24 protein-coding genes are annotated in these 24,208 nt (G+C 73.3%); 19 read left to right on the plus strand and 5 right to left on the minus strand.

Annotated elements, in window-relative coordinates:
- Positions 1–130: 130 nt before the first annotated feature.
- The 7 genes from pdxH to ACN261_RS11680 all read left to right on the plus strand — a co-directional run bounded on the left by pdxH (position 131) and on the right by ACN261_RS11680 (position 6,204).
- Positions 131–760 (plus strand): pyridoxamine 5'-phosphate oxidase, encoded by a 630-nt coding sequence (gene pdxH, locus ACN261_RS11650; protein ID WP_425853588.1) that lies wholly within the window; start codon positions 131–133, stop codon positions 758–760.
- A complete protein-coding gene (locus ACN261_RS11655) occupies positions 757–2,049 on the plus strand; it encodes an MFS transporter (protein ID WP_425849982.1) in 1,293 nt (430 codons plus the stop codon). The genes pdxH and ACN261_RS11655 overlap by 4 nt, the downstream gene beginning before the upstream one ends.
- 70 nt (positions 2,050–2,119) lie before the next feature.
- Positions 2,120–3,049 carry an aldose 1-epimerase family protein gene (locus ACN261_RS11660; protein ID WP_421485182.1) on the plus strand — a complete coding sequence of 310 codons (930 nt, stop codon included), beginning with the start codon at positions 2,120–2,122 and terminating at the stop codon, positions 3,047–3,049.
- A 2-nt stretch (positions 3,050–3,051) separates the two neighbouring features.
- Positions 3,052–3,654, plus strand: a complete 603-nt coding sequence (locus tag ACN261_RS11665; protein ID WP_421485183.1) for a nitroreductase family protein — start codon at positions 3,052–3,054, stop codon at positions 3,652–3,654.
- A gap of 179 nt (positions 3,655–3,833) precedes the next feature.
- On the plus strand, positions 3,834–4,139 hold the full coding sequence (locus ACN261_RS11670) for a type II toxin-antitoxin system VapB family antitoxin (protein ID WP_088643534.1): 306 nt from the start codon (positions 3,834–3,836) through the stop codon (positions 4,137–4,139).
- Between the two features lie 32 nt (positions 4,140–4,171).
- Positions 4,172–5,335 carry an acyl-CoA dehydrogenase family protein gene (locus tag ACN261_RS11675; RefSeq protein ID WP_425849986.1) on the plus strand — a complete coding sequence of 388 codons (1,164 nt, stop codon included), beginning with the start codon at positions 4,172–4,174 and terminating at the stop codon, positions 5,333–5,335.
- 101 nt (positions 5,336–5,436) lie between these two features.
- The gene (locus ACN261_RS11680) at positions 5,437–6,204 is read left to right on the plus strand and encodes a DUF4230 domain-containing protein (RefSeq protein ID WP_421485185.1); all 768 of its coding nucleotides are present in this window, start codon (positions 5,437–5,439) and stop codon (positions 6,202–6,204) included.
- 177 nt (positions 6,205–6,381) lie between these two features.
- Here ACN261_RS11680 and ACN261_RS11685 read toward each other — a convergent pair whose 3' ends face one another.
- A complete protein-coding gene (locus ACN261_RS11685; RefSeq protein WP_208565635.1) occupies positions 6,382–6,588 on the minus strand; it encodes a PspC domain-containing protein in 207 nt (68 codons plus the stop codon).
- Between the two features lie 297 nt (positions 6,589–6,885).
- On the opposite strand from ACN261_RS11685, the gene ACN261_RS11690 reads away from it, so the two are divergent.
- The 9 genes from ACN261_RS11690 (at position 6,886) to ACN261_RS11730 (ending at position 19,256) form a co-directional block, all read left to right on the plus strand.
- The gene (locus ACN261_RS11690) at positions 6,886–8,256 is read left to right on the plus strand and encodes an L-serine ammonia-lyase (RefSeq protein ID WP_425849990.1); all 1,371 of its coding nucleotides are present in this window, start codon (positions 6,886–6,888) and stop codon (positions 8,254–8,256) included.
- A gap of 59 nt (positions 8,257–8,315) precedes the next feature.
- Positions 8,316–9,143, plus strand: a complete 828-nt coding sequence (locus ACN261_RS11695; protein ID WP_421485187.1) for an ABC transporter permease — start codon at positions 8,316–8,318, stop codon at positions 9,141–9,143.
- On the plus strand, positions 9,144–9,884 hold the full coding sequence (locus ACN261_RS11700; RefSeq protein ID WP_420116350.1) for an ABC transporter ATP-binding protein: 741 nt from the start codon (positions 9,144–9,146) through the stop codon (positions 9,882–9,884). It begins immediately after the preceding gene.
- A complete protein-coding gene (locus ACN261_RS11705; RefSeq protein ID WP_425849994.1) occupies positions 9,881–11,845 on the plus strand; it encodes a DUF5941 domain-containing protein in 1,965 nt (654 codons plus the stop codon). The genes ACN261_RS11700 and ACN261_RS11705 overlap by 4 nt, the downstream gene beginning before the upstream one ends.
- A 17-nt stretch (positions 11,846–11,862) precedes the next feature.
- Positions 11,863–14,037 (plus strand): bifunctional glycosyltransferase/CDP-glycerol:glycerophosphate glycerophosphotransferase, encoded by a 2,175-nt coding sequence (locus tag ACN261_RS11710; RefSeq protein WP_425849996.1) that lies wholly within the window; start codon positions 11,863–11,865, stop codon positions 14,035–14,037.
- A gap of 135 nt (positions 14,038–14,172) precedes the next feature.
- Complete coding sequence (locus tag ACN261_RS11715) at positions 14,173–15,477, plus strand: ABC transporter ATP-binding protein (protein ID WP_421485190.1); 1,305 nt, start codon at positions 14,173–14,175, stop codon at positions 15,475–15,477.
- Between the two features lie 143 nt (positions 15,478–15,620).
- The gene (locus tag ACN261_RS11720) at positions 15,621–16,088 is read left to right on the plus strand and encodes a DUF4442 domain-containing protein (RefSeq protein ID WP_421485191.1); all 468 of its coding nucleotides are present in this window, start codon (positions 15,621–15,623) and stop codon (positions 16,086–16,088) included.
- 49 nt (positions 16,089–16,137) lie between these two features.
- Positions 16,138–16,887 (plus strand): beta-phosphoglucomutase family hydrolase, encoded by a 750-nt coding sequence (locus tag ACN261_RS11725; protein WP_425850000.1) that lies wholly within the window; start codon positions 16,138–16,140, stop codon positions 16,885–16,887.
- Positions 16,884–19,256, plus strand: coding sequence for a glycoside hydrolase family 65 protein (locus ACN261_RS11730; protein WP_421485193.1), 2,373 nt, complete (start codon positions 16,884–16,886; stop codon positions 19,254–19,256). Before ACN261_RS11725 ends, ACN261_RS11730 begins: the two co-directional genes overlap by 4 nt.
- A gap of 63 nt (positions 19,257–19,319) precedes the next feature.
- On the opposite strand, the gene ACN261_RS11735 is transcribed toward ACN261_RS11730, so the two are convergent.
- From ACN261_RS11735 to ACN261_RS11745, 3 genes are all read right to left on the minus strand, one after another.
- On the minus strand, positions 19,320–19,499 hold the full coding sequence (locus ACN261_RS11735; protein WP_421485194.1) for a hypothetical protein: 180 nt from the start codon (positions 19,497–19,499) through the stop codon (positions 19,320–19,322).
- A gap of 97 nt (positions 19,500–19,596) precedes the next feature.
- Positions 19,597–19,944 (minus strand): thioredoxin family protein, encoded by a 348-nt coding sequence (locus tag ACN261_RS11740; RefSeq protein WP_357934089.1) that lies wholly within the window; start codon positions 19,942–19,944, stop codon positions 19,597–19,599.
- The gene (locus ACN261_RS11745; RefSeq protein WP_363791450.1) at positions 19,914–20,306 is read right to left on the minus strand and encodes a MerR family transcriptional regulator; all 393 of its coding nucleotides are present in this window, start codon (positions 20,304–20,306) and stop codon (positions 19,914–19,916) included. Before ACN261_RS11745 ends, ACN261_RS11740 begins: the two co-directional genes overlap by 31 nt.
- A gap of 126 nt (positions 20,307–20,432) precedes the next feature.
- Here ACN261_RS11745 and ACN261_RS11750 point away from each other — a divergent pair, with 126 nt between their 5' ends.
- The gene (locus ACN261_RS11750) at positions 20,433–21,089 is read left to right on the plus strand and encodes a dienelactone hydrolase family protein (RefSeq protein WP_425850004.1); all 657 of its coding nucleotides are present in this window, start codon (positions 20,433–20,435) and stop codon (positions 21,087–21,089) included.
- Positions 21,090–21,225: 136 nt separating this feature from the next.
- On the opposite strand, the gene ACN261_RS11755 is transcribed toward ACN261_RS11750, so the two are convergent.
- Positions 21,226–22,392: an AI-2E family transporter gene (locus tag ACN261_RS11755; protein ID WP_421485196.1), complete on the minus strand. Its 1,167-nt coding sequence runs from the start codon at positions 22,390–22,392 to the stop codon at positions 21,226–21,228.
- A gap of 232 nt (positions 22,393–22,624) precedes the next feature.
- On the opposite strand from ACN261_RS11755, the gene ACN261_RS11760 reads away from it, so the two are divergent.
- Positions 22,625–22,807: an antitoxin gene (locus ACN261_RS11760; protein ID WP_204925887.1), complete on the plus strand. Its 183-nt coding sequence runs from the start codon at positions 22,625–22,627 to the stop codon at positions 22,805–22,807.
- 187 nt (positions 22,808–22,994) lie between these two features.
- The gene (locus ACN261_RS11765) at positions 22,995–24,203 is read left to right on the plus strand and encodes a cytochrome P450 (RefSeq protein ID WP_421485197.1); all 1,209 of its coding nucleotides are present in this window, start codon (positions 22,995–22,997) and stop codon (positions 24,201–24,203) included.
- Positions 24,204–24,208 lie beyond the last annotated feature (5 nt).

Raw genomic sequence — 24,208 nt, forward strand, 5'->3', positions numbered from 1 at the left:
CGACATCCCCGCCGCTGGACGCCGGGGTGCGCTCCGTGAGACTGGTCGGTGGGCTGACCAGCGTCGTCGGGACGCGGACGGCCGGCGTGAGGAGGACGACGTGACGGGCGACACACCTGCCCTGGCGGCCATGCGGCACGAGTACGCCGCCGACCTGGGGCTTTCCGAGACCGACCTGGCCGCCGACTGGCCCACCCAGTTCGGCCGCTGGCTCGCCGACGCGGTCGCCGCCGGCCTGCCCGAGCCGAACGCGATGGTCCTCGGCACCGCCGACGCCACCGGTCGGCCCAGCGGCCGGACCGTGCTGCTCAAGGAGTACGACCCGCAGGGGTTCGTCTTCTTCACCAACCACGGCTCGCGCAAGGGCACCGAACTGGCCGACAACCCGTGGGCCAGCCTGGTCTTCCCCTGGTTCCCGATGCAGCGGCAGGTGGTGGTGACCGGCCGGGTGGCGCAGGTCGGGCGGGGTGAGACCGAGGCGTACTTCGCGTCCCGGCCACGCGGCTCCCAGCTCGGGGCCTGGGCGAGCACCCAGTCGGCGGTGGTGCCGGACCGGGCCGCGCTCGAGGAGGCGTACCGGGAGGTGGTCGAGCGGTTCCCGGCCGGAACGCCGGTCCCGGCGCCCCCGCACTGGGGCGGGTTCCGGGTCCACCCCGAGACGGTGGAGTTCTGGCAGGGCCGGGCCGGCCGGTTGCACGACCGGCTGCGGTTCCGCCGGGTCGAGGGGGACGGCTGGGCCGTCGAGCGGCTGGCCCCGTGACCGCCGTCACACCGATCCGGCCGGGGCAGGCCCGTCGGCTGGCCATCGACCTGCGCCCGCTGTGGGTCCCCGCGTACCGCCGGATGTGGCTCGGCAACACGGTGGCGATGTTCGGGTTCCAGTTCACCGCGGTCGCCGTACCGGTGGAGATGTACGCGCTGACCCGGGACTCCTTCTGGGTCGGGCTGCTCGGGGTGGCCGGGTTCCTGCCGCTGCTGGTCTTCGGGCTGTGGGGCGGGGCGGTGGCCGACGCCCGGGACCGGCGGCGGGTGCTGTTGGCCGGCTCGGCGCTGCTCTGGCTGTCGATGCTCGGCCTGCTCGGGCACGCGCTGTCCGGGCTCGGCAGCCCGGTGCTGCTGCTGGCGCTGGTGACGGTGCACTCGATCGCGTTCGCGATCAGCTCGCCGGCCCGGTCGGCGATCCTGCCCCGGCTGCTTCCGCCCGAGCTGGTCCCGGCGGGCAGCACCCTGAACTACACCACCTTCACCGCCGCGGCGGTGGCCGGCCCGCTCGCCGCCGGCCTGGTCTTCGCCGGGTTCGGCACCGACGCCGGGCTGCCGGTCGCCTACGCGGCCGACGCCCTGCTGTTCACCGGGCTGGTGGTGGCGACGGTACGGCTGCCCGCGATGCCCCCGGCCCCACCGGCCGAGGGTGAGGCGCGCCGGGGTGGCCTGGCGGGCATCCTCGACGGGTTCCGCTACCTGGCCACCACGCCGGTGCTGCTCTCGTCGTTCGCCATCGACCTGATCGCGATGATCCTGGCCATGCCCCGGGCGCTCTTCCCCGAGGTGGCGCAGGAGCGGTTCGGCGGCGGGGCGGCGGTCGGGTGGCTCTACAGCGCCATCGCGATCGGCGCGATGCTGGGCGGGCTGACCTCCGGCTGGATCGGCCGGCTGCGGCGGCAGGGGCTCGCTCTCGTGGTGGCGGTGGTCGGCTGGGGGCTGGCCATCGCGGCGGCCGGGCTGGCCCGGCAGCTCTGGCTGGTGGTGCTGCTGCTCGCCGTGGCCGGGGCGGCTGACCTGGTCAGCGCGGTGCTGCGGCAGTCGATGCTGCTGATCTACGCGCCGGACCGGATGCGCGGCCGGCTCCAGGGGGTGAACACGGTGGTGGTGGCCGGCGGGCCCCGGCTGGGCGACCTGCGGGCCGGGGCGATGGCCGCCGGGTTCGGTGGCTCGGTCGCCTGGGTGGCCGGCGGGCTGCTCTCGGCCGGGCTGGCGGTGCTGCTGGTGGTGGGTTTCCCGGCCCTGCTGCGCTACCGGGCGGGCACGACGGCACCGGGCCGTGGCTGAACTCCCGTGCCGGGTGGGACGGGTGCGCCGGGTCCGGCGGGAGGCCCGGGGCACGGACTAAGGTCACGGCATGGACAACGCTGCGCACCGCCCGCCCTCGGGGACACAGTGGACGATCGCCGCCGACGGCCACGAGGCCGTCATCGTCGAGGTCGGCGGTGGGATTCGGGCCTACCGGCGCAACGGGGTCGACTACCTCGACGGGTACGCGGAGGACGAGATCACCCCCGGCAGCGCCGGGCAGGTGCTGGCTCCCTGGCCGAACCGGATCAGGGACGGGCAGTACTCCTTCGGTGGCCGGTCGTTGCAGCTCGACCTGACCGAGCCGACCCGGGGGGTCGCCCTGCACGGTCTGGTCAACTGGGTGCGCTGGCAGCCGATCGAGGAGTCGGCCGACGCGGTGACCCTCGGCTACGACCTGCCGCCCACTCCCGGCTACCCGTGGTCGCTGCGGCTGCGGAGCCGGTGGAGCGTGGGCGCGGACGGGCTGCGCGGCGAGCACGAGGTGACCAACACCGGGGCCGAGGCCGCGCCGTTCGGCTTCTCCGTCCACCCGTACCTGCGGCTGGCCGGGGTGGCCGTGGACGACCTGACGATGCGCCTGCCTGCCCGCAGCCGGCTCCAGGTCGACGCCCGGTTGCTGCCGATCGGGGCGACCCCGGTGGCCGGCACCGAGTACGACTGGACCACCGCCCGGCCGATCGGCGACGCGCAGCTCGACCTCTGCTTCGGGGACGTGATCCGGGACGACGACGGTGGTTCGTCGGTGACCCTGACCGCCCCGGACGACGCGGACGGGGTGCGCCTGTGGGCCGACCACCAGTTCGGCTGGTGGCAGGTCTTCACCGGGGACGCGTTGACCGGCGAGCGGCACCGCCGGTCGGTGGCGGTGGAGCCGATGACCTGCCCGCCGGACGCGTTCCGCTCCGGTCGGGACGTGATCGCGCTGGCCCCGGGGGAGACCTGGCGGGGCACCTGGGGCATCCGGCCCGGGGTCTGAGCGTGGAGTTCGGCGAGGTGGTCCGGCGTCGCCGGATGGTGCGCAACTACGACCCGGACCGTCCGGTCCCACCGGAGGTGGTGCAGCGGCTGCTGGACCACGCGGTCCGGGCGCCGTCGGCCGGCTTCGCCCAGGGCTGGGGTTTCCTGGTGCTGGAGGAGCCGGCGGACCGGGACCGGTTCTGGGCGGCGGCCACGCCCGGCGGTGGTGGGCGGGAGCGGTGGCTGGCCGGGATGCGCCGGGCCCCGCTGATCGTGGTACCGCACGCCAACCGCTCGGCCTACCTGGAGCGGTACGCCGAGCCGGACAAGGGCTGGGTGGACCGCTCGGAGGACCGCTGGCCGGTGCCCTACTGGTACGTCGACACCGGCTTCGCCGCGCTGCTGATGCTGCTCACCGCCGTGGACGAGGGGTTGGGGGCGTGTTTCTTCGGCGTCCCGCCGGACCGGCTGGCGGCGTACCGGGAGGCGTTCGGGGTGCCGGGGGAGTACCACCCGATCGGTGCGATCACGGTAGGTTACCGTGCGGTCGATCACCGGTCACCGTCGTTGCGGCGGGGGCGTCGGCCGGTGGACGAGGTGGTCCGGCGCGGCCGGTGGAGTTGATGCCGGTTCGTACCCTGCGCGGTGGGTGTCGGGGCGAGGGAAACCGACAACAGGGAGCAGAACGTGGTGTGGCGGGGGCGGATAGGCTGGCACCGTGATCGGTGCCGCACGGTGCGGCAGCTCGGCGTGACCCGGCACCACGCCGAGGGTCGGCCCGACCACGGGGAGGGGAGCGTGCCGTGATCTTCAAGGCGGTCCGGGACGGGCGTCCCTATCCGGAGCACAACCTGACGCTGAAGCAGTGGTCGGAGATCCCGCCCCGCCCGTTGCGGCTGGATCAGCTCATCACCACCAAGCGCGAGCTGGCGCTGGACAAGCTCCTCGCCGAGGACTCCACGTTCTACGGCGACCTGTTCCCGCACGTGGTGCAGTGGAACGGTGGCCTCTATCTGGAGGACGGCCTGCACCGGGCGTTGCGCGCGGCCTTGCAGCAGCGCAACCAGATCCACGCCCGGGTGCTGGTCTACAACGGCCAGCCCGAGTGACGTCCGCCTGAGCAGTCGTTAAGGTGGCGGCCATGGGCACCCCGCTTGACCTGCTGGACGTGGACGCCTCGCTGAGCGAGGAGGAGCGTCAGATCCGGGCCGTCGTCCGCCGGCTCGTCGACGACCGGGTCCGCCCGCACGTCGCCGGTTGGTACGAGGACGGCGACGTCCCGGCCCGGGAGCTGGCCCGCGAGTTCGGCCGCCTCGGCCTGCTCGGCATGCACCTGACCGGGTACGGCTGCGCCGGCGCCTCGATGGTCGCGTACGGCCTGGCCTGCCTGGAGTTGGAGGCCGGCGACTCCGGCGTACGTTCCCTGGTGTCGGTGCAGGGTTCGCTGGCCATGTACGCCGTCCGGCGCTTCGGCGACGAGGAGCACAAGCAACGCTGGCTGCCCGCGATGGCCGCCGGTGAGGCGATCGGCTGTTTCGGGCTGACCGAGCCCGACCACGGCTCCGACCCGGCCTCGATGACCACCCGGGCCCGCCGCGACGGCGACGACTGGGTCCTCGACGGCGCGAAGATGTGGATCACCAATGCGCCGATCGCCGACGTCGGGGTGATCTGGGCACGGACCGACGAGGGGGTACGGGGTTTCCTCGTACCGATGGACACCCCCGGGGTGACGGCGCGCGAGATCCGTCGCAAGATGTCGCTGCGGGCCTCGGTGACCGGCGAGATCGCCCTCGACGGGGTGCGGCTGCCGGCGGACGCCCTGCTGCCCGGCGCGGTCGGGCTCAAGGCGCCGCTGAGCTGCCTGACCGAGGCCCGGCAGGGCATCGTCTGGGGCGCTCTCGGCGCGGCCCGGGACTGCCTGGAGACGGCGCTGTCCTACGCCGGCGCCCGGACCCAGTTCGGCCGGCCGCTGGCCGGCTTCCAGCTCACCCAGGCCAAGCTCGCCGACATGGCGGTGGAGTGGAACAAGGGCCTGCTGCTCGCCCTGCACCTGGGCCGACTGGCCGACGCGGGCACGCTACGCCCGGACCAGGTCAGCGTGGGCAAGCTGAACAACGTGCGGGAGGCGCTGGCGATCGCCAGGCAGTGCCGGACGATCCTCGGCGCGAACGGGGTCTCCGGCGAATACCCGGTGATGCGGCACGCCAACAACCTGGAGAGCGTGCTCACCTACGAGGGCACCTCCGAGATCCACCAACTGGTCGTCGGGCAGCGGCTCACCGGGTTGTCCGCCTTCGGCTGACCACCGCCCGTCACCCGTTCGGGTCGCTCGCCGCGCGCGCGTCGTACGGTGGCCGTACCGTCATCGACAGAGGCACGTGTCTGACGAGGACGGTGAGGGCGATGGCCCGCGACGGTGAAACCCCCCAGAGTGAGTTCCCCGGCTACCCGACCGCCGACACACTGCGTACCCGGTCGGGCGACCCGGTCGACCCCGACACCCCACCGACCGACCCGCCCCGCTCGGGCGGCGGTCCGGCCCGGGGGCTGCTCTGGGTGCTCGGCGCGGCGGCGTTGGTCGTGGTGGTGCTGCTCGGCACGCAGGTGACCGGGATCTTCCCGGACTTCCGCAACCCGTTCGCCAAGGAACAGACCGACCGCAGCCAGCCGCCGCTGCTCAAGTCGATCCAGGATCTGAGCCGTTACGTGGCGGCCGAGGGCAACTTCCAGGTCGTGGTCGACCTCCAGAACGACCGCAACAACGTGCCGGAGTTCCTGCTCAACCAGCGGACGCTGTTCGTCGGGGCGGGCAGCGTCGAGGCGTACGTCGACTTCGGCAAGATCGGCGAGGGGGCGGTGGTGCCGTCCGCCGACGGCAAGTCCGTCGAGATCAAGCTGCCCGCGCCGCAGCTCGGCGAGACCAACCTCGACATGGACAAGAGCTACGTCTTCGCCGAGGAGCGCGGCCTGTTCAACCGGATCGGTGACCTGGTCAAGGGCGACCCCAACCGGCAGCAGCAGGTCTACCGGATGGCCGAGGAGCGGATCACCACGGCGGCCCGGGACAGCGGCCTGGCCAAGCGCGCCGAGGAGAACACCCGCAAGATGCTGGAGGGCCTGCTCCGCTCGCTCGGCTACGAAAAGATCACCATCACCTACACGGCCCCCTGACCAGAAGCGCCACCGCCACGCGGCCCCGGTGCCGCGTGGCGGTGGGCGCTGCCGGGGGTCCGACGGCGGTCTTGGTGATCAAGAGGTTGGCGTCATTGTCGATCTTTAAGTTGACGCAAACCTCTTGATCACCGGGCGTAACCTGGGCGGGGCCCGGGCGGGTGGGGCCTGGGGCGGTCAGTAGGTGGTGGTGGCGTAGCGGTCCTCGTTGGGCATCAGGATCCACAGCACCAGGTAGACGATCACCTGCGTGCCCGGCAGCAGCAGCGACAGCAGGAACAGCAGCCGGACCAGGGTGGCCGAGGTGTTGAACCGGCGGGCCAGGCCGGCACAGACACCGGCGAGCATGCGCCCCTCGCGGGGTCGGACCAGTTTGCGACTCATCGTCGTACTCCCACTCTGCGGCGATCCGCCGCGCTGCATTCCACGGTAGGAAGGGGCGGCCACCGTGCCCTCCGTCCCGAGGGTGATCCGGTGACCCCGTACCCGTAGGTGGTTACCCGAGTCGACCCCGGCCGACGCCTACCCGCGGCGACGACGGGGTGCGGTGGGCCGGGCGGGTAGGCTCGCCGGTCGACACCGCCCCCATCCCGGGCGGGATCAGCAGGTCACCGGCGACCCCGGCGGCCACGGACCCGGCCCGACCCGGCACCACCCGGGCGACGGCGAGGAAGCGCAGCGATGATCAGTGTCTTCGACCTCTTCAGTGTCGGCATCGGCCCGTCCAGCTCCCACACGGTGGGCCCGATGCGGGCCGGGCGCACCTTCGTCACCGGGCTGAAGGCCGACGGGCTGCTGCACACCGTCACCCGGGTCCGGGCCGAGCTGTTCGGCTCGCTGGGCGCCACCGGCCACGGCCACGGCAGCGACCGGGCCGTGCTGCTCGGCCTGGCCGGCGAGAGCCCGGAGACGGTGGACACCGACAGCGTCGGCCCCCGGGTCGCCGAGATCCGCGCCCGGGGCCGGCTCGCCCTGCTCGGCACCCAGGAGATCGACTTCGAGCCGGACCGGGACCTGGTGCTGCACCGCCGCCGGTCGCTGCCGTACCACCCGAACGGGATGGTCTTCTCGGCCTGGGACGCGGCGGGGGCGCAGGTCCGCGAACGGACCTACTACTCGGTCGGTGGCGGGTTCGTGGTCGACGAGGCGGCGGCCGGGGCGGACCGGATCACGGTGGACACCACCGCCGTGCCGCACCCCTTCTCGACCGGTGCCGAACTGCTCGACGTCACCACCGGCACCGGCCTGTCGATCAGCGGGGTGATGCTCGCCAACGAGCTGTCCTGGCGCAGCGAGCCGGACGTGCGGGCCGGGCTGCTGGACATCTGGCGGGTGATGCGGGAGTGCGTGGCCCGGGGCGGCACCCGCGACGGCGTACTGCCGGGTGGGTTGCGGGTCCGGCGGCGCGCCGCCGAGCTGCGCCGCAGCCTGGAGGCCGACGCCGGCTCGACGGACCCGCTGCGCGCGATGGACTGGGTGACCCTGTTCGCGCTCGCGGTCAACGAGGAGAACGCCGCCGGAGGCCGGGTGGTGACCGCCCCGACGAACGGCGCGGCCGGGATCATCCCGGCGGTGCTGCACTACTACACCCGGTTCGTGCCGGACGCCTCCGACGAGGGGGTGGTGCGGTTCCTGCTGGCCGCCGGGGCGATCGGGGTGCTGTTCAAGGAGAACGCCTCGATCTCCGGGGCCGAGGTGGGCTGCCAGGGCGAGGTCGGGTCGGCGTGCTCGATGGCCGCCGCCGGGCTGGCCGAGGCCCTCGGCGGCACCCCCGAGCAGGTGGAGAACGCCGCCGAGATCGGCATGGAGCACAACCTCGGGTTGACCTGCGACCCGGTCGGGGGGCTGGTGCAGATCCCCTGCATCGAGCGCAACGCGGTGGCTAGCATCAAGGCGATCACGGCGGCCCGGCTCGCGCTGCGCGGCGACGGGGTGCACCACGTCTCGCTCGACAAGGTCATCAAGACCATGCGCGAGACCGGGGCGGACATGAAGGTCAAGTACAAGGAGACGGCACGCGGCGGCCTGGCCGTCAACGTGATCGAGTGCTGAGGGGCGTTCGTTCACCGACTGCTAACCTGTCGTCCGTTGTTGTCAGGCGGGAGGCGACGGTGACCGCAGGCGTCACGGCGTTGTGGTCGCACCGCAACTCACTGCGCATCCTGGTCAGACGCGATCTCGCGGTGAAGTACCAGCAGTCCGTGCTCGGTTACCTCTGGTCGCTGATCGAGCCGCTGGGGATGGGCGCGATCTACTTCTTCGTCTTCGGGGTGCTCTACTCCGGGCCGACCAACAGGCACCTCGGCGAGGCCGCCGGGTCGTACCCGCTGTTCCTGATCACCGGCATCTTCGCCTGGATGTGGACGAGTTCGGCGCTGAGCGAGGCGACCAACGCGCTGACCGGGCAGTCCCGCCTGATCACCACCATGAACGTGCCCCGGCAGGTCTTCCCGATCGGCCGGGTCACCGGCCGGTTCGCCGAGTACGTCGCCGGCCTGCCGATCCTGCTGGCCGTCGCCGCCGTCTACGCCGCCAACGGCCGGATCGGGCTGGGCTGGTCGCTGCTGAGCCTGCCGCTGGCCGTCGCCGTGCAGGGCACCCTGCTGATCGGGCTGGCCCTGCTGCTGTCCGCGGTGAACGTGCTGATGCGCGACGTGGAACGGTTCATGCGGCTGGTCATCCGGGTGCTGTTCTACGCCACCCCGATCATCTACCCGTTGAGCCTGGTCCGGGAGTCGGGCATGCCGGGCTGGATCAAGGTGGCGTACGAGCTGAACCCGCTGGTCGGCATCTTCCAGCTCCAGCACGCCATCTGGTACCCGGACGAGTTCCCCGACGCCCGGCTGCTGACCACCACGATCGCCGGGAGCCTGCTGGTGCTGGCGGCCGGCTGGTGGGCGTTCCGCCGGCTCGAACCGGCCGTGCTGAAGGAACTGTAGGTGCCGCCGATCATCGAGGCGCAGGGGCTCGGCATCCGGTTCGTCCGCAACCGGCGTCGGCAGCTCCGGCTGCGGGAACTGTTCATCCACCGGGGCGGGCGGGCCGCCACCGACCAGTTCTGGCCGCTGCGGGACGTCTCGTTCACCGTCGCGCCGGGCGACACGCTCGGCGTGATCGGGCGCAACGGCACCGGCAAGAGCACCCTGCTGCGGCTGATCGCCGGGGTGCTGATCCCCGACGAGGGGCGGATCACCGTCTCCGGTGACGTCGCGCCGCTGCTGGAACTCTCCGCCGGCTTCTCCAACGACCTGACCGGCCGGGAGAACCTCTACCTGGTCGGCGGGCTGCACGGGCTCTCCACGGGCTACCTGCGGCGGCACTTCGACGACATCGTCGGGTTCGCCGGTGAGCAGGTGGAACGGGCCATCGACACCTCGGTGCGGCACTACTCGTCGGGGATGAAGGTGCGGCTCGGGTTCGCGATCATCTCGCACCTGCCGCACCCGATCCTGCTGATGGACGAGGTGACCGCGGTGGGCGACGCGGAGTTCCGCCAGAAGTGTTACTCGACGATCGACCGACTGCTCGCGGAGGGGCGCACCTTGGTGCTGGTGTCACACAACGAGAAGGACCTGACCCGGTTCTGCCGTCGGGGGCTCTACCTCGACGGCGGGCGGCTGACCGTGGACGGGACGGTCGCCGAGGCGCTCGACGCGTACCACGCCGCGGTGCCGCGATGACCGTGGCGATCGTGCTCGCCGCCGGTGCGCCGGCCGCGGGCCTGCCCACCGGCACGGGCGAACCGCTGGCCGACCGGCTCGCCGGGCAGTTGCACCGGGCCGGGGCGGACCGGGTGCACACCGTCACCGACCTGCAGGCGCTCGCCGCCCTGGTGGACACCCTCACCGGCCCGGCCCTGGTCACCGGGGGCGACCTGGTCGCACACACCGCCGTACTGCGGCACCTGGCCACCAGCCCGGTCGGCCCGACGGTGGCCCTGGTGCTCACCGACCCGCCGGCCGCCGGCGCGACGCAGGTGCGCGAGGAGCGCGGGCAGGTGGTCGACGCCGGCCCGGAGCTGCCCGACGCCACCGGCGTCTTCGGCGGCGCGGTGCGGGTCGGCGCGGACGACCTGCCGGCGCTGGCCGCCGCCGCCCGCTCGGCGGCCGTCGCCCCGGCGTCAGGTGCCGCCGTGGACCGGCTGTTCGCCGCGCTGGCCGACCTCGGCACCCTGACCTTCGCCCACCGGGTACGCCTGCTCGTGGCGCACCGGGTCGCCGACCCGGCCGGGCTGGCCGCCGCCGAGACGGCCCTGGCCGGGGTGGACGAGGACCGGGCGCAGCTGCGGCTGTCGGTGAAGGAACGGGACGACTTCTTCACCACCTACTTCGTCAGCACCTGGTCGCCGTACGTGACGAAGGCGTGTGCCCGGCTGGGCCTGACGCCGACCGGGGTCACCATGATCTCGGTGCTGTTCGCGGTGGTCGCGGCGGTGCTCTTCGGTGCCGGCGGGCGGCCCGCCCTGGTGGCCGGCGCGGTCCTGCTCTACCTGGGCTTCGTGCTGGACTGCGTGGACGGGCAGTTGGCCCGCTACACCAGGCACTTCAGCGCCTGGGGCGGCTGGCTGGACACGATGGCCGACCGGGCCAAGGAGTACCTGGTCTACGCCGGGCTGGGCTACGGCGCGACGCACGCCGGGTTCCGCTACGGCTGGGCGCTGGCGATCGCCGCGATGACGTTGCAGACTGTCAGGCACATGACCGACGCCTGGTACGGGGTGCTGCACGACGAGGCGGCCCGGCGTCCGCGCCCGGCCGGTCCGGCCGCCGGGGGGATCGGCGGGAAGCTGAACGCCGCCTCGACCCGGGTGCAGGCGGACACCGGCTCGGTGTCGTACTGGCTGAAGCGGACGGTGGTCTTCCCGATCGGCGAGCGGTGGGCGCTGATCGCGGTCACCGCCGCGCTGTTCGGGCCGCTGGTCAGCCTGGTCTCGGTGCTGGTGTGGGGGGTGCTGGCCTTCGGCTACACGGGCGCGTTGCGGACCCTGCGGGCGCGCTGGATGTGGGTGCCGGTGCTGGATACGGTCGACGCGACGCTGCACCGCGACGACGGGCCGCTGGCGGCCCGGCTGCCGGTGGTCCGGCCGATGGGCCCGCTGACCCTGGCGGTGCTCGGGGCGCTCGGGCCGGCGGTGCTGCTGGCGGTGGGGTTGTTCCGGGCGGCCGGTGACGGCGATCCGGGCGGCCTGCGCTGGTGGCTGCCGGTCGCGCTGGTGGTGCTGCTGGTCGCCGGGCTGGGCGCGGGCGCGGCGCACAACGGGCCGCTGGACTGGCTGGTGCCGGCGGCGCTGCGGGCCGGCGAGTACCTGTTCGCCGCCGTGGTCGGGGTGGTCGGCGGGGTGCCGGCGTGGCTGGTCTTCGGGTACGTCTTCGTGCTGACCGTGCACCACTACGACCTGACCGCCCGGTTGGAGAAGCGGCAGGCGGCCCCGCCGTTGCACGCCTGGACGCTGGGCTGGGAGGGGCGTTCGGTGCTGCTGGCGGTGGCGGCGATCGCCGGATTTGCCGCCCCTGCCATGGCTACAATCGGTACGTACCTTCTAGTGGTTTTCGTGGCGAGTGTCGTGCTGGCCTGGGTCGTGCTGCCGGCGCGCGCGGGCCGGGCGGCTGCCGTACCGGTGCGGGGGGCTTCGCCGGGCTGACGACGGGGGCGGGGCGGATGACGCTGATCAGCTTCGTCGTACCGGCCTTCCGGGTGCAGGGCTACCTGCGCGAGTGCCTGGACTCGCTGCTCGGCCAGCCGTACCGGGACATCGAGGTGATCGGGGTCGACGACGGCTCCCCGGACGCCTGCGGCGACATCCTCGACGAGTACGCCGCCCGCGACCCCCGGGTCCACGCGCTACGCCTGCCGCGCAACGTCGGGCTCGGTCCGGCCCGCAACCTCGGGCTGGACCGGGCCACCGGTGAGTACGTCTGGTTCCTCGACGGCGACGACCGGCTCGCCCCCGACTGCCTGCCCGAGGTCGCCGACCGGCTCACCGCCACCCGCCCCGACGTGCTGCTGGTCGACCACGTCCGGGTGCACTGGGACGAGCGCGCCACCCGCAGTGCCCTGCCGGAGGTCTTCGGCGACCCGCCCGGCGCGGCGACGTTCCGGCTGGCGGAGCGGCCCGAGACGCTGCGCCTGCTGCACACCGCCTGGAACCGGCTGGTCCGCCGGGAGTTCCTGACCGGCCTCGGGCTGCGCTTCGCCCCCGGCTGGTACGAGGACGTCGCGTTCAGCTACCCGGTGCTGCTGGCCGCCGGGCGGATCGGCGTGCTCGACCGGGTCTGCGTGCACTACCGGCAGCGTCGGGCGGGCGCGATCACCCGGACCCTCGACGACCGGCACTTCGAGGTCTTCGACCAGTGGCACCGGGTGTTCGCCTTCCTCGACGGGCGACCCGACCTGGCGGGCCTGCGCCCGGTGGTGTTCGAGCGGATGATCTGGCACTACCTGACCGTGCTCGGCAACGGCGACCGGATCGCCCCGGCGCTGCGGCAGGCGTTCTTCCGGCGGATCACCGCCGACCACAGGCGCTTCCGCCCGCCCGGCGGCTACCCGGTGCCGGACGGCGGGGACGGGCTCAAGCACCGGCTGGTCGCTGCCGGCCGGTGGCACACCTTCAGCGCGTTGCGCGCCGTCAGCCAGGCCCGGGAGACCGCCCGGGTGACCGGGCGGCGGGCCCGGCCGGTGGCCCGGCGGACCGCCCGGCTGGCCCGCGACGCGCTGCTGCACGAGTACTACCGGGCCGAGCTGCACCGGCCGATCGACCCGACGCTGGCCGTCTACGCCGCCTACTGGTACCGGGGGTACGCCTGCAACCCGGCGGCGGTGCACGCCGCCGCCCGCCGGCTCGCCCCGCAGGTCCGGGGGGTGTGGATCGTCCGCCGGGACCGGGTCGACACCCTCCCGCCCGGCACCGAGTACGTCGTCGCCGGCACCCGCGACGCCCAGCGGGCGCTGGCGCGGGCCCGCTGGCTGGTCAACAACGTCAACTTCCCGGACTTCGTGCGCAAGCGCCCCGGCCAGGTGCACGTGCAGACCCACCACGGCACCCCGGTCAAGGTGATGGGCCTGGACCAGCAGCGGTACCCGCTCGGCGCGGTCGGGATGGACTTCGCCGGGCTGCTGCGCCGGGTGGACCGCTGGGACTACAGCATCACCTCCAACGCGTTCTCCACCCAGATGTGGGACCGCGCCTACCCGGCGGACTACGTCCGGCTGGAGGTGGGCTACCCGCGCAACGACCGGCTGGTCACCGCCACCGCCGAGGAGGTGCGTGCGGTCCGGGCCGGGCTCGGGATCGCCCCGGACGAGCGGGTGGTGCTGTACGCGCCTACCCACCGGGAGCACCTGCCCGGCTACCGGCCGCCGTTCGACCCGTACCGGCTGCTGGACGTGCTCGGGCCGGCCGGCCGGTTGCTGGTGCGCAGCCACTACTTCCACGACCGGGAGGGCCGGGTCCGGCAGCGGGCCGGGGGGCGGGTGGTCGACGTCAGTGACGTCGGCACCGTCGAGGACCTCTACCTGGCCGCCGACGTGCTGGTCACCGACTACTCGTCGGCGATGTTCGACTACGCCGTGCTGGACCGGCCGATCGTGATCTACGCGCCGGACCACGACGCCTACCGGTTGGCCCGGGGGGTCTACTTCGACGTGACCGCCGAGCCGCCGGGCGCGGTCGCGCTGACCTTCGACGAACTCCGGGAGGTCTTCCGCTCCGACGCGGTGACCGGCGCTTCGGCCGAGCGGGCCCGACGGGCGTTCCGGGAGCGGTTCTGCGGCTGGGACGACGGGCACGCGGCGGAACGGGTGGTCCGGCGGGTGTTTCTCGGCGAATCAGGGTGAGGATCCGGGCGGATCGCCGTACTGGCCCGTAATAGGGCTGTCATCAGCCGAACATGGCACGTTTACCCGATGTGCTAACCCGATGATGCTCGTCACAGTCAACCCCGGGGTTCGGCCAAGCTGGGGGAGGAGACGGTGACCACCGTCGCGCTGAAGGACGTCACAAAGGTATTCCCGGACGGGACAATTGCCGTCGACAACGTCAGTCTCGACGTCGTCGACGGGGAGTTCATGGTGCTGCTGGGCCCGTCCGGTTGCGGGAAGTCGACCGTGCTGCGGATGATCGCGGGCCTGGCCGAGCCGACCACCGGCGCGGTGATGCTCGACGGTGAGGTCGCCAACGACCTGCCGCCGCGCGACCGGAAGATCGCCATGGTCTTCCAGGACTTCGCGCTCTACCCGCACATGTCCGTCGGTGACAACATCGGCTTCCCGCTCAAGCTGTCCGGGGTCGAGCCGGTGCCCCGGGGTGAGCGGGTGCAGGATGTGGCCAGTGCGCTCGGCATCGGCGACGTGCTCGGCCGCAAACCGAGCCAGCTCTCCGGCGGCCAGCGGCAGCGGGTCGCGATGGGTCGGGCGATCGTCCGCCGGCCGGGGCTGTTCCTGATGGACGAGCCGCTGTCCAACCTGGACAGCGGGCTGCGGGCCGAGCTGCGCGCCGAGATCTCCGCGCTGACCCGTGAGCTGGGCGTCACCACCATCTACGTCACCCACGACCAGGCCGAGGCGCTGACCATGGCCGACCGGGTGGCCATCATGCGCAAGGGCGTGCTCCAGGACGTCGGCACCCCCACCCAGGTGTACGGCCGCCCGGCGACCCTCTACGTGGCGGCGTTCCTCGGCAGCCCCCGGATGAACCTGCTGGAGGCGTCGGTCTACGTCCACCTCGACCGGTACGTCACGCTGACCCTCGGCGAGCAGGCGCTCTACCTGCCGTGGGACGACATCCGCAGCCGGGCCGTGGCGCACTACCACGGCGAGCGGATCGTGGTCGGGATGCGGGCCGAGGCGCTCACCCCGGTCGCCCCGGACACCCCCGGTGACGTGCTCCAGGGCCGGGTGCGTTACCTGGAGCACCACGGGCACGAGTCGCTGGCCTTCCTCGACATCGGCGCCACCGCCATCATGGTCGACGAGATGAGCGCCCCCGCCGAGGACGCGGTCCCGGGTCAGCGCGGGCTGCGCCGGTTCGGCCAGGTCATGTCCCGGCTCACCGGGCGGGCCACCGACCCGGAGGAGGTCGACCGGACGCCCGGCGGCAACCGCACCAGCGTGCTGAACGACCCCGGCCGGCACCACCGCCGCCCGGCGGAACTGGCGGTCCGGCTGGCCCCGTACCCGGCGATCTCGGCGGGGCACCCGATGGCGGTCGCGGTCCGGATGGACGCCCTGCACTTCTTCGACGAACGCGGCGACCGGATCGACGTCGGCTGGCGCTGACCCGTCGAGCCCTGGCCCGGTGCGGATACCGCAATGTCGCTGCAATTGCGGTGTCCGCAGGTTCTGATGCCGCAATTCCAGTGACATTGCGGGAATTGTGCGAGGGCTTGGCGGGGTGTTTACCCGCGGGTAACGTCGGGGGTATGACCGTTGACTCCCGGGAGGTGGCGGCCGGGGTCCTGCGGGCCGTCCCGTTCGCCCGCACGCTCGGCTTCGAGATCGTCGAGGTCGCGCCGGAGGCCGAGGGCGGAGTCCGGGCGGTCGTCCGGCTGCCCGACACGCCGGCCACCCACAACCACGTCGGTGGCCCGCACGCCGGGGCCATGTTCACCCTCGGCGAGACCGCCTCCGGCGCCGTGGTGATGGCGGCGTTCGGGCAGGTGCTCGACCGGGCCGTGCCGCTCGCCGTGCGGGCCGACATCGCGTACCGGCGGGTGGCGATGGGCGAGGTGCTGGCCACCGCGCGGCTCGGCCGTCCCCCGGCCGAGGTGCTCGCCGAGCTGGACGCCGGGCAGCGCCCCGAGTTCCCGGTCGCGGTCGAGATCGGCACCCCCGACGGGACCGTCACCGCCACCATGACCGTCCTGTGGACGCTGCGCCCCGACCGCTGACCCGCGTGGCGGGGGTTTGCCCGGGTGGGGCGGTGGATAGATTCGTAGCGTGCTGGGCCTACCTGCTCATGTGACCGCCTGCCTCTTCGACCTCGACGGCGTGCTGACCGCGACCGCCAAGGTGCACAACGCCGCCTGGAAACAGACCTTCGACGACCTGCTGCGCCGGCACGCCGAGGCCGGCGGCGAACCGTTCCGGCCGTTCGATCCCGGCCCGGACTACCACCGCTACGTCGACGGGAAACCGCGCGCCGACGGGGTGCGTTCCTTCCTCGCCTCCCGGGGCGTCACCCTGCCCGAGGGGAGCCCCGACGACCCGCCCGACGCGGAGACCGTCAACGGGGTCGGCAACCGCAAGAACGTCGTGCTGCTGGACCGGATCCACCACGACGGCGTCGAGGCGTACCCCGGGTCGGTGGCCTACCTGAAGGCGGCCGAGCGGGCCGGGCTGCGCCGCGCGGTGGTCTCGGCCAGCGCCAACTGCCGCGACGTGGTCGCCGCCGCCGGCCTGGAACCCCTGCTGGAGGTACGCGTCGACGGGCTGGTCGCCCGCGCCGAGGGGTTGCGCGGCAAACCACACCCGGACACCTTCCTCGCCGCCGCCGAGCTGCTCGGGGTGGACCCCGCCGACGCGGCCGTGTTCGAGGACGCGCTGGCCGGGGTGGCCGCCGGCCGGGCCGGCGGCTTCGGGCACGTGATCGGGGTGGACCGGGCCGGACAGGCCGACGAGCTGCGCGCCCACGGCGCCGACGTGGTCGTCACCGACCTGGCCGAGCTGCTGCGCGGGCCAGCCGCATGATCCGGGAGCGCGCCTACCCGGTCGAGCCGTGGCACATCCGGGAGACCCGCCTCGACATGGACGTGCTGGCCCAGTCCGAGTCGGTCTTCGCACTCTCCAACGGTCACATCGGGCTGCGCGGCAACCTCGACGAGGGTGAGCCGCACGGCCTGCCCGGCACCTACCTCAACTCGTTCTACGAGCTGCGTCCGCTGCCGTACGCGGAGGCCGGGTTCGGGTTCCCCGAGTCGGGGCAGACCATCGTCAACGTCACCAACGGCAAGCTGATCCGGCTGCTCGTCGACGACGAACCCCTCGACCTGCGCTACGGCGAGCTGCTCAGCCACGAACGGGTCCTCGACCTGCGGGCCGGCACCCTCTACCGGGAGATGCACTGGCGCTCGCCCGCCGGCCGGGAGGTGAAGGTCCGCAGCACCCGGCTGGTCTCCTTCACCCAACGGTCGGTCGCCGCGATCCACTACGAGGTGGAGGCGGTCAGCGGCCCGCTGCGGCTGATCCTCCAGTCCGAGCTGGTCGCCAACGAGAACCTGCCGGCGCAGAGCCGCGACCCCCGGGTCGCCGCCGTGCTGGAGTCGCCGTTGCAGGCCGAGGAGGAGCTGACCACCGACGACGGCGGGCTGCTCATCCACCGCACCAAGGTCAGCGGGTTGCGGGTGGCCGCCGGGATGGGCCACGACGTGGACGCCCCGGGCCGGACCACCCTCGAGTCCGAGGGCTACGAGGACTGGGTCCGGACCACCATCGGCTGCGTGCTCCAGCCCGGCGAGACGGTGCGGGTGGTCAAGTACCTCGCGTACGGCTGGTCCAGCCGGCGCTCACTGCCCGCGCTGCGCGACCAGGTCGGCGCGGCGCTGGCCGCCGCCCGGCTGACCGGCTGGGACGGGCTGCACCGGGAGCAGCGCGAATACCTCGACGGGTTCTGGGACGCCGCCGACGTCCGGGTCGAGGGGGACCCGGAGGTGCAGCAGGCCGTCCGGTTCGGACTGTTCCACGTGCTCCAGGCCGGGGCGCGGGCCGAGCGCCGGCCGATCTCCGCCAAGGGGCTGACCGGTCCCGGCTACGACGGGCACGCGTTCTGGGACACCGAGATGTTCGTGCTGCCGGTGTTGACGTACACCCAGCCGGGCGCGGTACGCGACGCCCTGTACTGGCGGCACGCCACGCTGGAGCAGGCCCGGGAGCGGGCCCGGACGTTGAACCTGGCCGGCGCGGCGTTCCCGTGGCGCACCATCGAGGGGCCGGAGTCCTCGGCGTACTGGCCGGCCGGCACCGCCGCCTTCCACATCGCCGCCGACATCGCCGACGCGCTGCGCCGCTACGTCCTGGTCACCGGCGACGAGCAGCTCGAACGGGACATCGGCCTGGAACTGCTGGTGGAGACGGCGCGGCTGTGGCGTTCCCTGGGCCACCACGACCGGTACGGCCGGTTCCACATCGACGGGGTGACCGGCCCCGACGAGTACACCGCCGTCAAGGACGACAACATCTACACCAACCTGATGGCGCAGCGGAACCTGCTCACCGCCGCCGACTGCGCGATGCGCCTGCGCGACGAGGCCCTCGACCTGGGGGTGTCCGAGGAGGAGGCGGCCGAGTGGCGGGACGCCGCCACCGCCATGCACATCCCGTACGACGAGGACCTCGACGTGCACGAGCAGGTGGAGGGGTTCACCCGGCTCCAGGAGTGGGACTTCGCGCACACCCCGACCGAGAAGTACCCGCTGCTGCTGCACTACCCGTACTTCGACCTGTACCGCAAGCAGGTGGTCAAGCAGGCCGACCTGGTGCTGGCCATGCACTGGCGGGGGGACGCCTTCACCGACGCGCAGAAGCTGCGCAACTTCCTCTACTACGAGCGGCGTACCGTGCGGGACTCGTCCCTGTCGGCCTGCACCCAGGCGGTGCTCGCGGCCGAGGTGGGCCACGCCGAGCTGGCGCACAGCTACCTGCGGGAAGCCGCGCTGATGGACCTGCACGACCTCAACGAGAACACCCGCGACGGCGTGCACATGGCGTCGCTGGCGGGGGCCTGGATCGCGTTGGTGGCCGGGTTCGGCGGGCTGCGCGACCACGACGGCGAGCTGTCGTTCGCCCCCCGGCTGTCCAGCCGGTTGAGCCGGTTGGAGTTCTCGTTGCAGTGGCGGTCGATGCGGCTGCGGGTGGACGTCCGGCCGCACCAGACGACGTACTCGCTGCGTAACGGCGGCCCGGACACGGTGGTTGAGCTGCGGCACCACGGCGAGACCGTGCGGGTCACCTCCGCCGCGCCGGTGACCGTGCCGGTGCCGCAGCGCCACGGGAGCGGCCCGGCACCGGAGCAGCCGCCCGGCCGGGCCCCGCTGCTGCGCCTGCCCGAGTCCCCCGGCTGACCCCGCCGGTGGGTCGCCGTCGCGGGCGCGACGGCGACCCACCACCCGTGACTGATCAGCGGGTCAGAACTGGGGGCCGTTGGAGGGCCGGCCACCGGCGTCGCGCGGGGCGACCGCCCGAGGGTCCTCGGGGGTACGCGCCTGCGCCGCCTCGTCCGCCCAGTCGGGCTCGTGCCCGACGTCCGGTTCGGGGCGGTCCTGCTCGATGGTCCGGGTCTGCTGACGTGCCTTCCGCTTGGCCATGGCGAACCTCGTGATCCGTGCGCGGCGCGGCTGCGCCGGTGTCCCGCGCGTGTTCCCGCCGGAAACCCCCGCAAACCGCCGCCGGGCGCGGGTGGCGTCAGGTGTCGAGGTGGCGGGCGAAGGCGAGGCGCAGGTGGTTCTTCGGGCGGGCGCCGACGATCGAGCCGGCCACCTGCCCGCCGACGAACACCAGCATGGTGGGCAGCGACATCACCCCGTACGCCCGGGTGGTGTCCGGGTTCGCGTCGGTGTCCAGGGCGACCACCCGCAGCCGGTCGCCGAACTCCCCGGCCAACTCGGCGAGGTGCCGGGAGGTGCCGACGCAGGGCGGGCACCAGTCGGCCCAGAAGTCGACCACCACCGGCCGGTCGGCGGCCAGCACCGTGTCGGCGAAGGTGGCGTCGGTGACGGCGGTCAACCGGTGCGCTGCCGTGTCCTGAGGCATGTTTCCTCCCGTTGTGCGATGGCCTGGGCGAGCTGGTCGTGCAGCCGGCGGCGGACCGTGCCGAGCCGGTCGAGGTAGGCGTCCACCTCGGCCAGCTTGCGGCGAAGCACCGCCACCGAGTCGGGGCAGACGTCCCCGGAGGCGTGGCCGGCCCGCAGGCAGGCCACGAAGGGCCGGATGTCGTCGAGGCCGAAGCCGACCGCCAGCAGCGCCCGGATCTCGTGCACCACCCGCAGTTCGGCCTCGTCGTACACCCGGTAGCCGTTGGCCGAGCGGCGCGGCCGGACCAACCCGTGCGTCTCGTAGTACCGCAGCGTGCGGGTGCTCGTCCCGGCCCGCTGCGCCAGTTCGCCGATCAGCATCCCGACCTCCCCGGCGGCGTCTCCCGGCGTCACGCTAGACCTTGTCGCCGGTGTCAAGGCAACGGGTGAGAGCGGCCCCCGGGCGGGTAACCGCCACCGGCCGGCGAGCGGGAAGGGGCAACCACCATGGGGATACGCGCCGAGGCGACGGTGTCGCTGGGGGAGGTCAGGCTGCCGGCGGACGTCGACGGGCCGGACGACGCGACGGGGGTGGTGCTCTTCGCCCACGGCAGCGGCAGTTCCCGGCACAGCCCGCGCAACGTGGCGGTGGCCCGGGGGCTGCAGCGTCGCCGGCTGGTGACCGTGCTGGTGGATCTGCTCACCGCCGAGGAGGACGAGGTCGACGCCCGGACCGCACAGTGGCGCTTCGACATCGACCTGCTGGCCGACCGGCTCACCGGCACCTTCGACTGGCTCGCCGCCGAACCCACGCTGGGCCGGCTGCCGGTCGGCCTGTTCGGGGCGAGCACCGGGGCCGCCGCCGCCCTGGTGGCCGCCGCTGCCCGCCCGCAGCGGGTCGCCGCCGTGGTGTCCCGGGGCGGCCGGCCGGATCTGGCCGGCCCCGCCCTGTCCGGGGTACGCGCTCCGACGCTGCTGTTGGTGGGCGGCCTCGACGATCAGGTGATCACGGTGAACGAGCAGGCCGCCGAGGTGCTCGCCGCCCCGCACGAACTGCGCGTGGTGCCCGGCGCCGGTCACCTGTTCGAGGAGCCCGGCACGCTCGACCAGGTGACCGACGCCGCCGCCGGATGGTTCACCCACCATCTCCCCGTCCCCGCCTGACCGGGCCGGGCCGGGCCGGCGGGGACGGGAGGCTAGGGGGGCGATGTTGCGGTGTCCGAGGGCCCGGATGCCGCAACATCGCCTCCCCAGCGACGACCGGGAGCATGCGTCCGGGGCGCTGGGCGGGCCGGCGGCCTCAGGCTGGGGCGGCGGGGGGTTTCTCGCCGCGGTGGTGGGGGCGGTCGGCCGGCGGGGTCGGGGCGACCTGCTCCCGGTGCCGCTGGACGGTGTCGACCACCCGGTAGGCGACCGCCGCGATCGGTACCGAGACGAAGGCCCCGGCGATGCCGGCGATCAGCGTGCCCGCCGTGACCACCACCAGGATCACCGCCGGGTGCAACTGCACCTGCCGCTTCATGATCAACGGTTCCAGCAGGTTGCCCTCGACCTGCTGGACGGCGATCACCGCGGCCAGTACCAGCAGCGCCGTGGTCGGCCCGTTCGCGGCCAACGCCACCAGGACGGCCACCGCGCCGGCCACCGTCGCCCCGATGATCGGCACGAAACCGCCGAGGAAGGTGATCAGTGCCAGGGGCAGCGCCAACGGCACCCCGAGCAGCACCAGCGCCAGCCCGATCCCGATCGCGTCGATGGCCGCGATGACCATCGTGCCCCGGCTGTACGAGCCGAGGGTGCGCCAACCGACCCGGCCCGCCTCGGCGGCCACCGTACGGTTCGGCCCGGTCATCCGGCGCAGCACCCAGTGCCACATCGACCGGCCGTCCTTGAGCAGGAAGAACAGCAACACCAGGGCGAGCAGGGTGGAGCCGAGTGCCTCGGCCGCCGTACGGGCCCCGCCGACCGGGTCGGGGGCGCTGCCGCCCAGCCCGTCGCGGACCTGCCCGATCAGCTTGTCGAGTTGGGCGTCACTGACCGGCAGGGTCCCGGTGACGAAGTCGCGGGAACGTTGCAGCCCCTCGTCGAGCTGCTGGCTCAGCTCGCCGAACTGGGCGGCCGTCAGGTTCCACACCAGCACCCCCACCCCGACCAGCACCCCGAGCAGCAGCAGGACGCTCAGCAGCGCGGCGAGCGCGGCCGGAACCCGCAGCCGGCGCAGGGCCAGCAGCACCGGGTCGAGCAGCGCGGTGAGGAAGAGGGTGACCGCCACCGCGATCGCCAGTGGCGCGAGCAGCACCGCCACCCGGCCCAGCAGGTAGCAGCCGAACACCACGACCACCAGGCAGGCGCTCCACACCACCGCCGTGCGGACCAGCCAGGGCAGCGCCGCCCAGGCATGCCGTGGGCTGGGGCGGGCACCCGCAGCCGTCACCTCGGGCGTCCGCCCGGCACCGTCGTCGACCACGTCGGTTCCTCCTCGGTCTCGGCGGGGTCGATACCCGACCGGGTCGGCCGCGACACCCGGTGGCTCAACGCCGCGCCGGCGGCCCGGTTCCGTTCAGGACGGTCGTTTCCGGACGGTGCCGCCGGCAGGACGACACCCCGGTCCGCCCACCGCGGCCGCGCCACGGTGCGCTGCGGGGTTTGCGCCCGGGTGGTGGGGGAACGCAGCAGACAGCGAACGAGGAGGGGACATCATGAGTGACTTCCTGAACAAGGCCAAGGACTTCGCGGACAAGCACGACAAGCAGGTCGACCAGGGCCTGGACAAGGCCGGCGACTACGCCGACAAGCGGACCGGCGGCAGGTACGACGAGCAGATCGACAAGGGTGTCGACGCGGCCCAGGCGCACACCGGTGAGGGCGACCAGGGCCGCTGACCGGTTTCCCGCTGCCGGGCCACCCCGAACGGGGTGGCCCGGCAGTGTCGTGTCAAGGGCTGATCACCTCTGGTAACCATCGAGGACTCTCGCTACTATCCGCATTCGGGGCATGACTCACCGTGGAGTCGTGTGGAGTGGGTCGGCGCGCGAGCCCGCGGGCCGTCGACGAGAGGGAGCATCCCCGGTGACCGAGACAACGCACGCCACACAGGCCCGGCCGTATCCGTTCAGCGATCCGCACCGGCTCGACGTCGACCCCCGCTACGCCGGGCTGCGCCGCGACGAACCGCTGGTCCGGGTGCGACTCCCGTTCGGGGAGCCGGCCTGGCTGGCCACCCGGCACGCGGACGTGCGGACCGTGCTGGGTGATCCGCGGTTCAGCCGGGCCGCCGCCGTCGGACGGGACGAGCCGCGCAGCGTCCCCTACCAGCGGGAGTCCGGCATCCTCGGGATGGACCCGCCCGAGCACAGCCGGCTGCGGCGGCTGGCGGCCAAGGCGTTCACCGCCCGGCGGGTCGAGGAACTGCGCCCACGCACCCGGGAACTGGCCGACGAACTCGTCGCCGGCATGATCGCCGCCGGGTCACCGGCCGACCTGGTCGCCCACCTCGCCACCCCGCTGCCGATCCGGGTGATCTGCGACCTGCTCGGGGTGCCGGTCGCCGACCAGGACCGGTTCCACACCTGGTCCGAGGCGATCGTGTCGACCACCTCGCTGCGGCCGGAGGTGGCCGAGAGCTACCTCGACCAACTGCTGTCGTACATGGCGGGGCTGATCGCGAAGCGGCGGGTGACCCCCACCGACGACCTGATCGGGGCGATGGTCCGGGCCCGCGACGAGAACGCCGACCGGCTCACCGAGGACGAGATGGTACGTCTGGCGGCGGGCCTGCTGGCCGCCGGCCACGAGACCACCGTGACCCAGATCCCCAACCTGGTCTACGTCCTGCTCACCGAGCCCGACGTCTGGCAGCGGCTGCTCGACGAGCCGTCCCTGGTGCCCTCCGCCGTGGAGGAACTGCTGCGGTTCATCCCGCTCGGCGCGACCTCCGCGTTCGCCCGGTACGCCCTGACGGACGTCGAACTCGGTGGGGTGCTGGTCCGCGCCGGGGAACCGGTGCTGGTCTCCATCCCCTCGGCCAACCGGGACGAGACCGTCTTCCCCGACGCCGACCGGCTCGTCCTCGACCGGGAGACGAACCCGCACCTCGCCTTCGGTCACGGCCCGCACCACTGCATCGGGGCCCAACTGGCCCGGATGGAACTCCAGGTGGTCCTGGAGACGCTGTTGACCCGCACCCCGGGCCTGCGGCTGGCGGTGCCCCCGGCGGCACTGACCTGGAAGAGCGGCCTGCTCGTCCGGGGTCTGACGGCGTTGCCCGTGAACTGGTAGCGAAA

Source organism: Micromonospora sp. WMMD723, from assembly GCF_049863385.1.
Lineage (GTDB): Bacteria > Actinomycetota > Actinomycetes > Mycobacteriales > Micromonosporaceae > Micromonospora > Micromonospora wenchangensis.

Bases quoted from the DNA above. Each gene is read 5' to 3' on its own strand.
- pdxH (WP_425853588.1), top strand. From the start codon at position 131: ATGCGGCACGAGTACGCCGCCGACCTGGGGCTTTCCGAGACCGACCTG.
- ACN261_RS11660 (WP_421485182.1), top strand. From the start codon at position 2,120: ATGGACAACGCTGCGCACCGCCCGCCCTCGGGGACACAGTGGACGATC.
- ACN261_RS11675 (WP_425849986.1), top strand. From the start codon at position 4,172: ATGGGCACCCCGCTTGACCTGCTGGACGTGGACGCCTCGCTGAGCGAG.
- ACN261_RS11680 (WP_421485185.1), top strand. From the start codon at position 5,437: ATGGCCCGCGACGGTGAAACCCCCCAGAGTGAGTTCCCCGGCTACCCG.
- ACN261_RS11685 (WP_208565635.1), bottom strand. From the start codon at position 6,588: ATGAGTCGCAAACTGGTCCGACCCCGCGAGGGGCGCATGCTCGCCGGT.
- ACN261_RS11690 (WP_425849990.1), top strand. From the start codon at position 6,886: ATGATCAGTGTCTTCGACCTCTTCAGTGTCGGCATCGGCCCGTCCAGC.
- ACN261_RS11705 (WP_425849994.1), top strand. From the start codon at position 9,881: ATGACCGTGGCGATCGTGCTCGCCGCCGGTGCGCCGGCCGCGGGCCTG.
- ACN261_RS11710 (WP_425849996.1), top strand. From the start codon at position 11,863: ATGACGCTGATCAGCTTCGTCGTACCGGCCTTCCGGGTGCAGGGCTAC.
- ACN261_RS11720 (WP_421485191.1), top strand. From the start codon at position 15,621: ATGACCGTTGACTCCCGGGAGGTGGCGGCCGGGGTCCTGCGGGCCGTC.
- ACN261_RS11730 (WP_421485193.1), top strand. From the start codon at position 16,884: ATGATCCGGGAGCGCGCCTACCCGGTCGAGCCGTGGCACATCCGGGAG.
- ACN261_RS11735 (WP_421485194.1), bottom strand. From the start codon at position 19,499: ATGGCCAAGCGGAAGGCACGTCAGCAGACCCGGACCATCGAGCAGGAC.
- ACN261_RS11740 (WP_357934089.1), bottom strand. From the start codon at position 19,944: ATGCCTCAGGACACGGCAGCGCACCGGTTGACCGCCGTCACCGACGCC.
- ACN261_RS11745 (WP_363791450.1), bottom strand. From the start codon at position 20,306: ATGCTGATCGGCGAACTGGCGCAGCGGGCCGGGACGAGCACCCGCACG.
- ACN261_RS11750 (WP_425850004.1), top strand. From the start codon at position 20,433: ATGGGGATACGCGCCGAGGCGACGGTGTCGCTGGGGGAGGTCAGGCTG.
- ACN261_RS11760 (WP_204925887.1), top strand. From the start codon at position 22,625: ATGAGTGACTTCCTGAACAAGGCCAAGGACTTCGCGGACAAGCACGAC.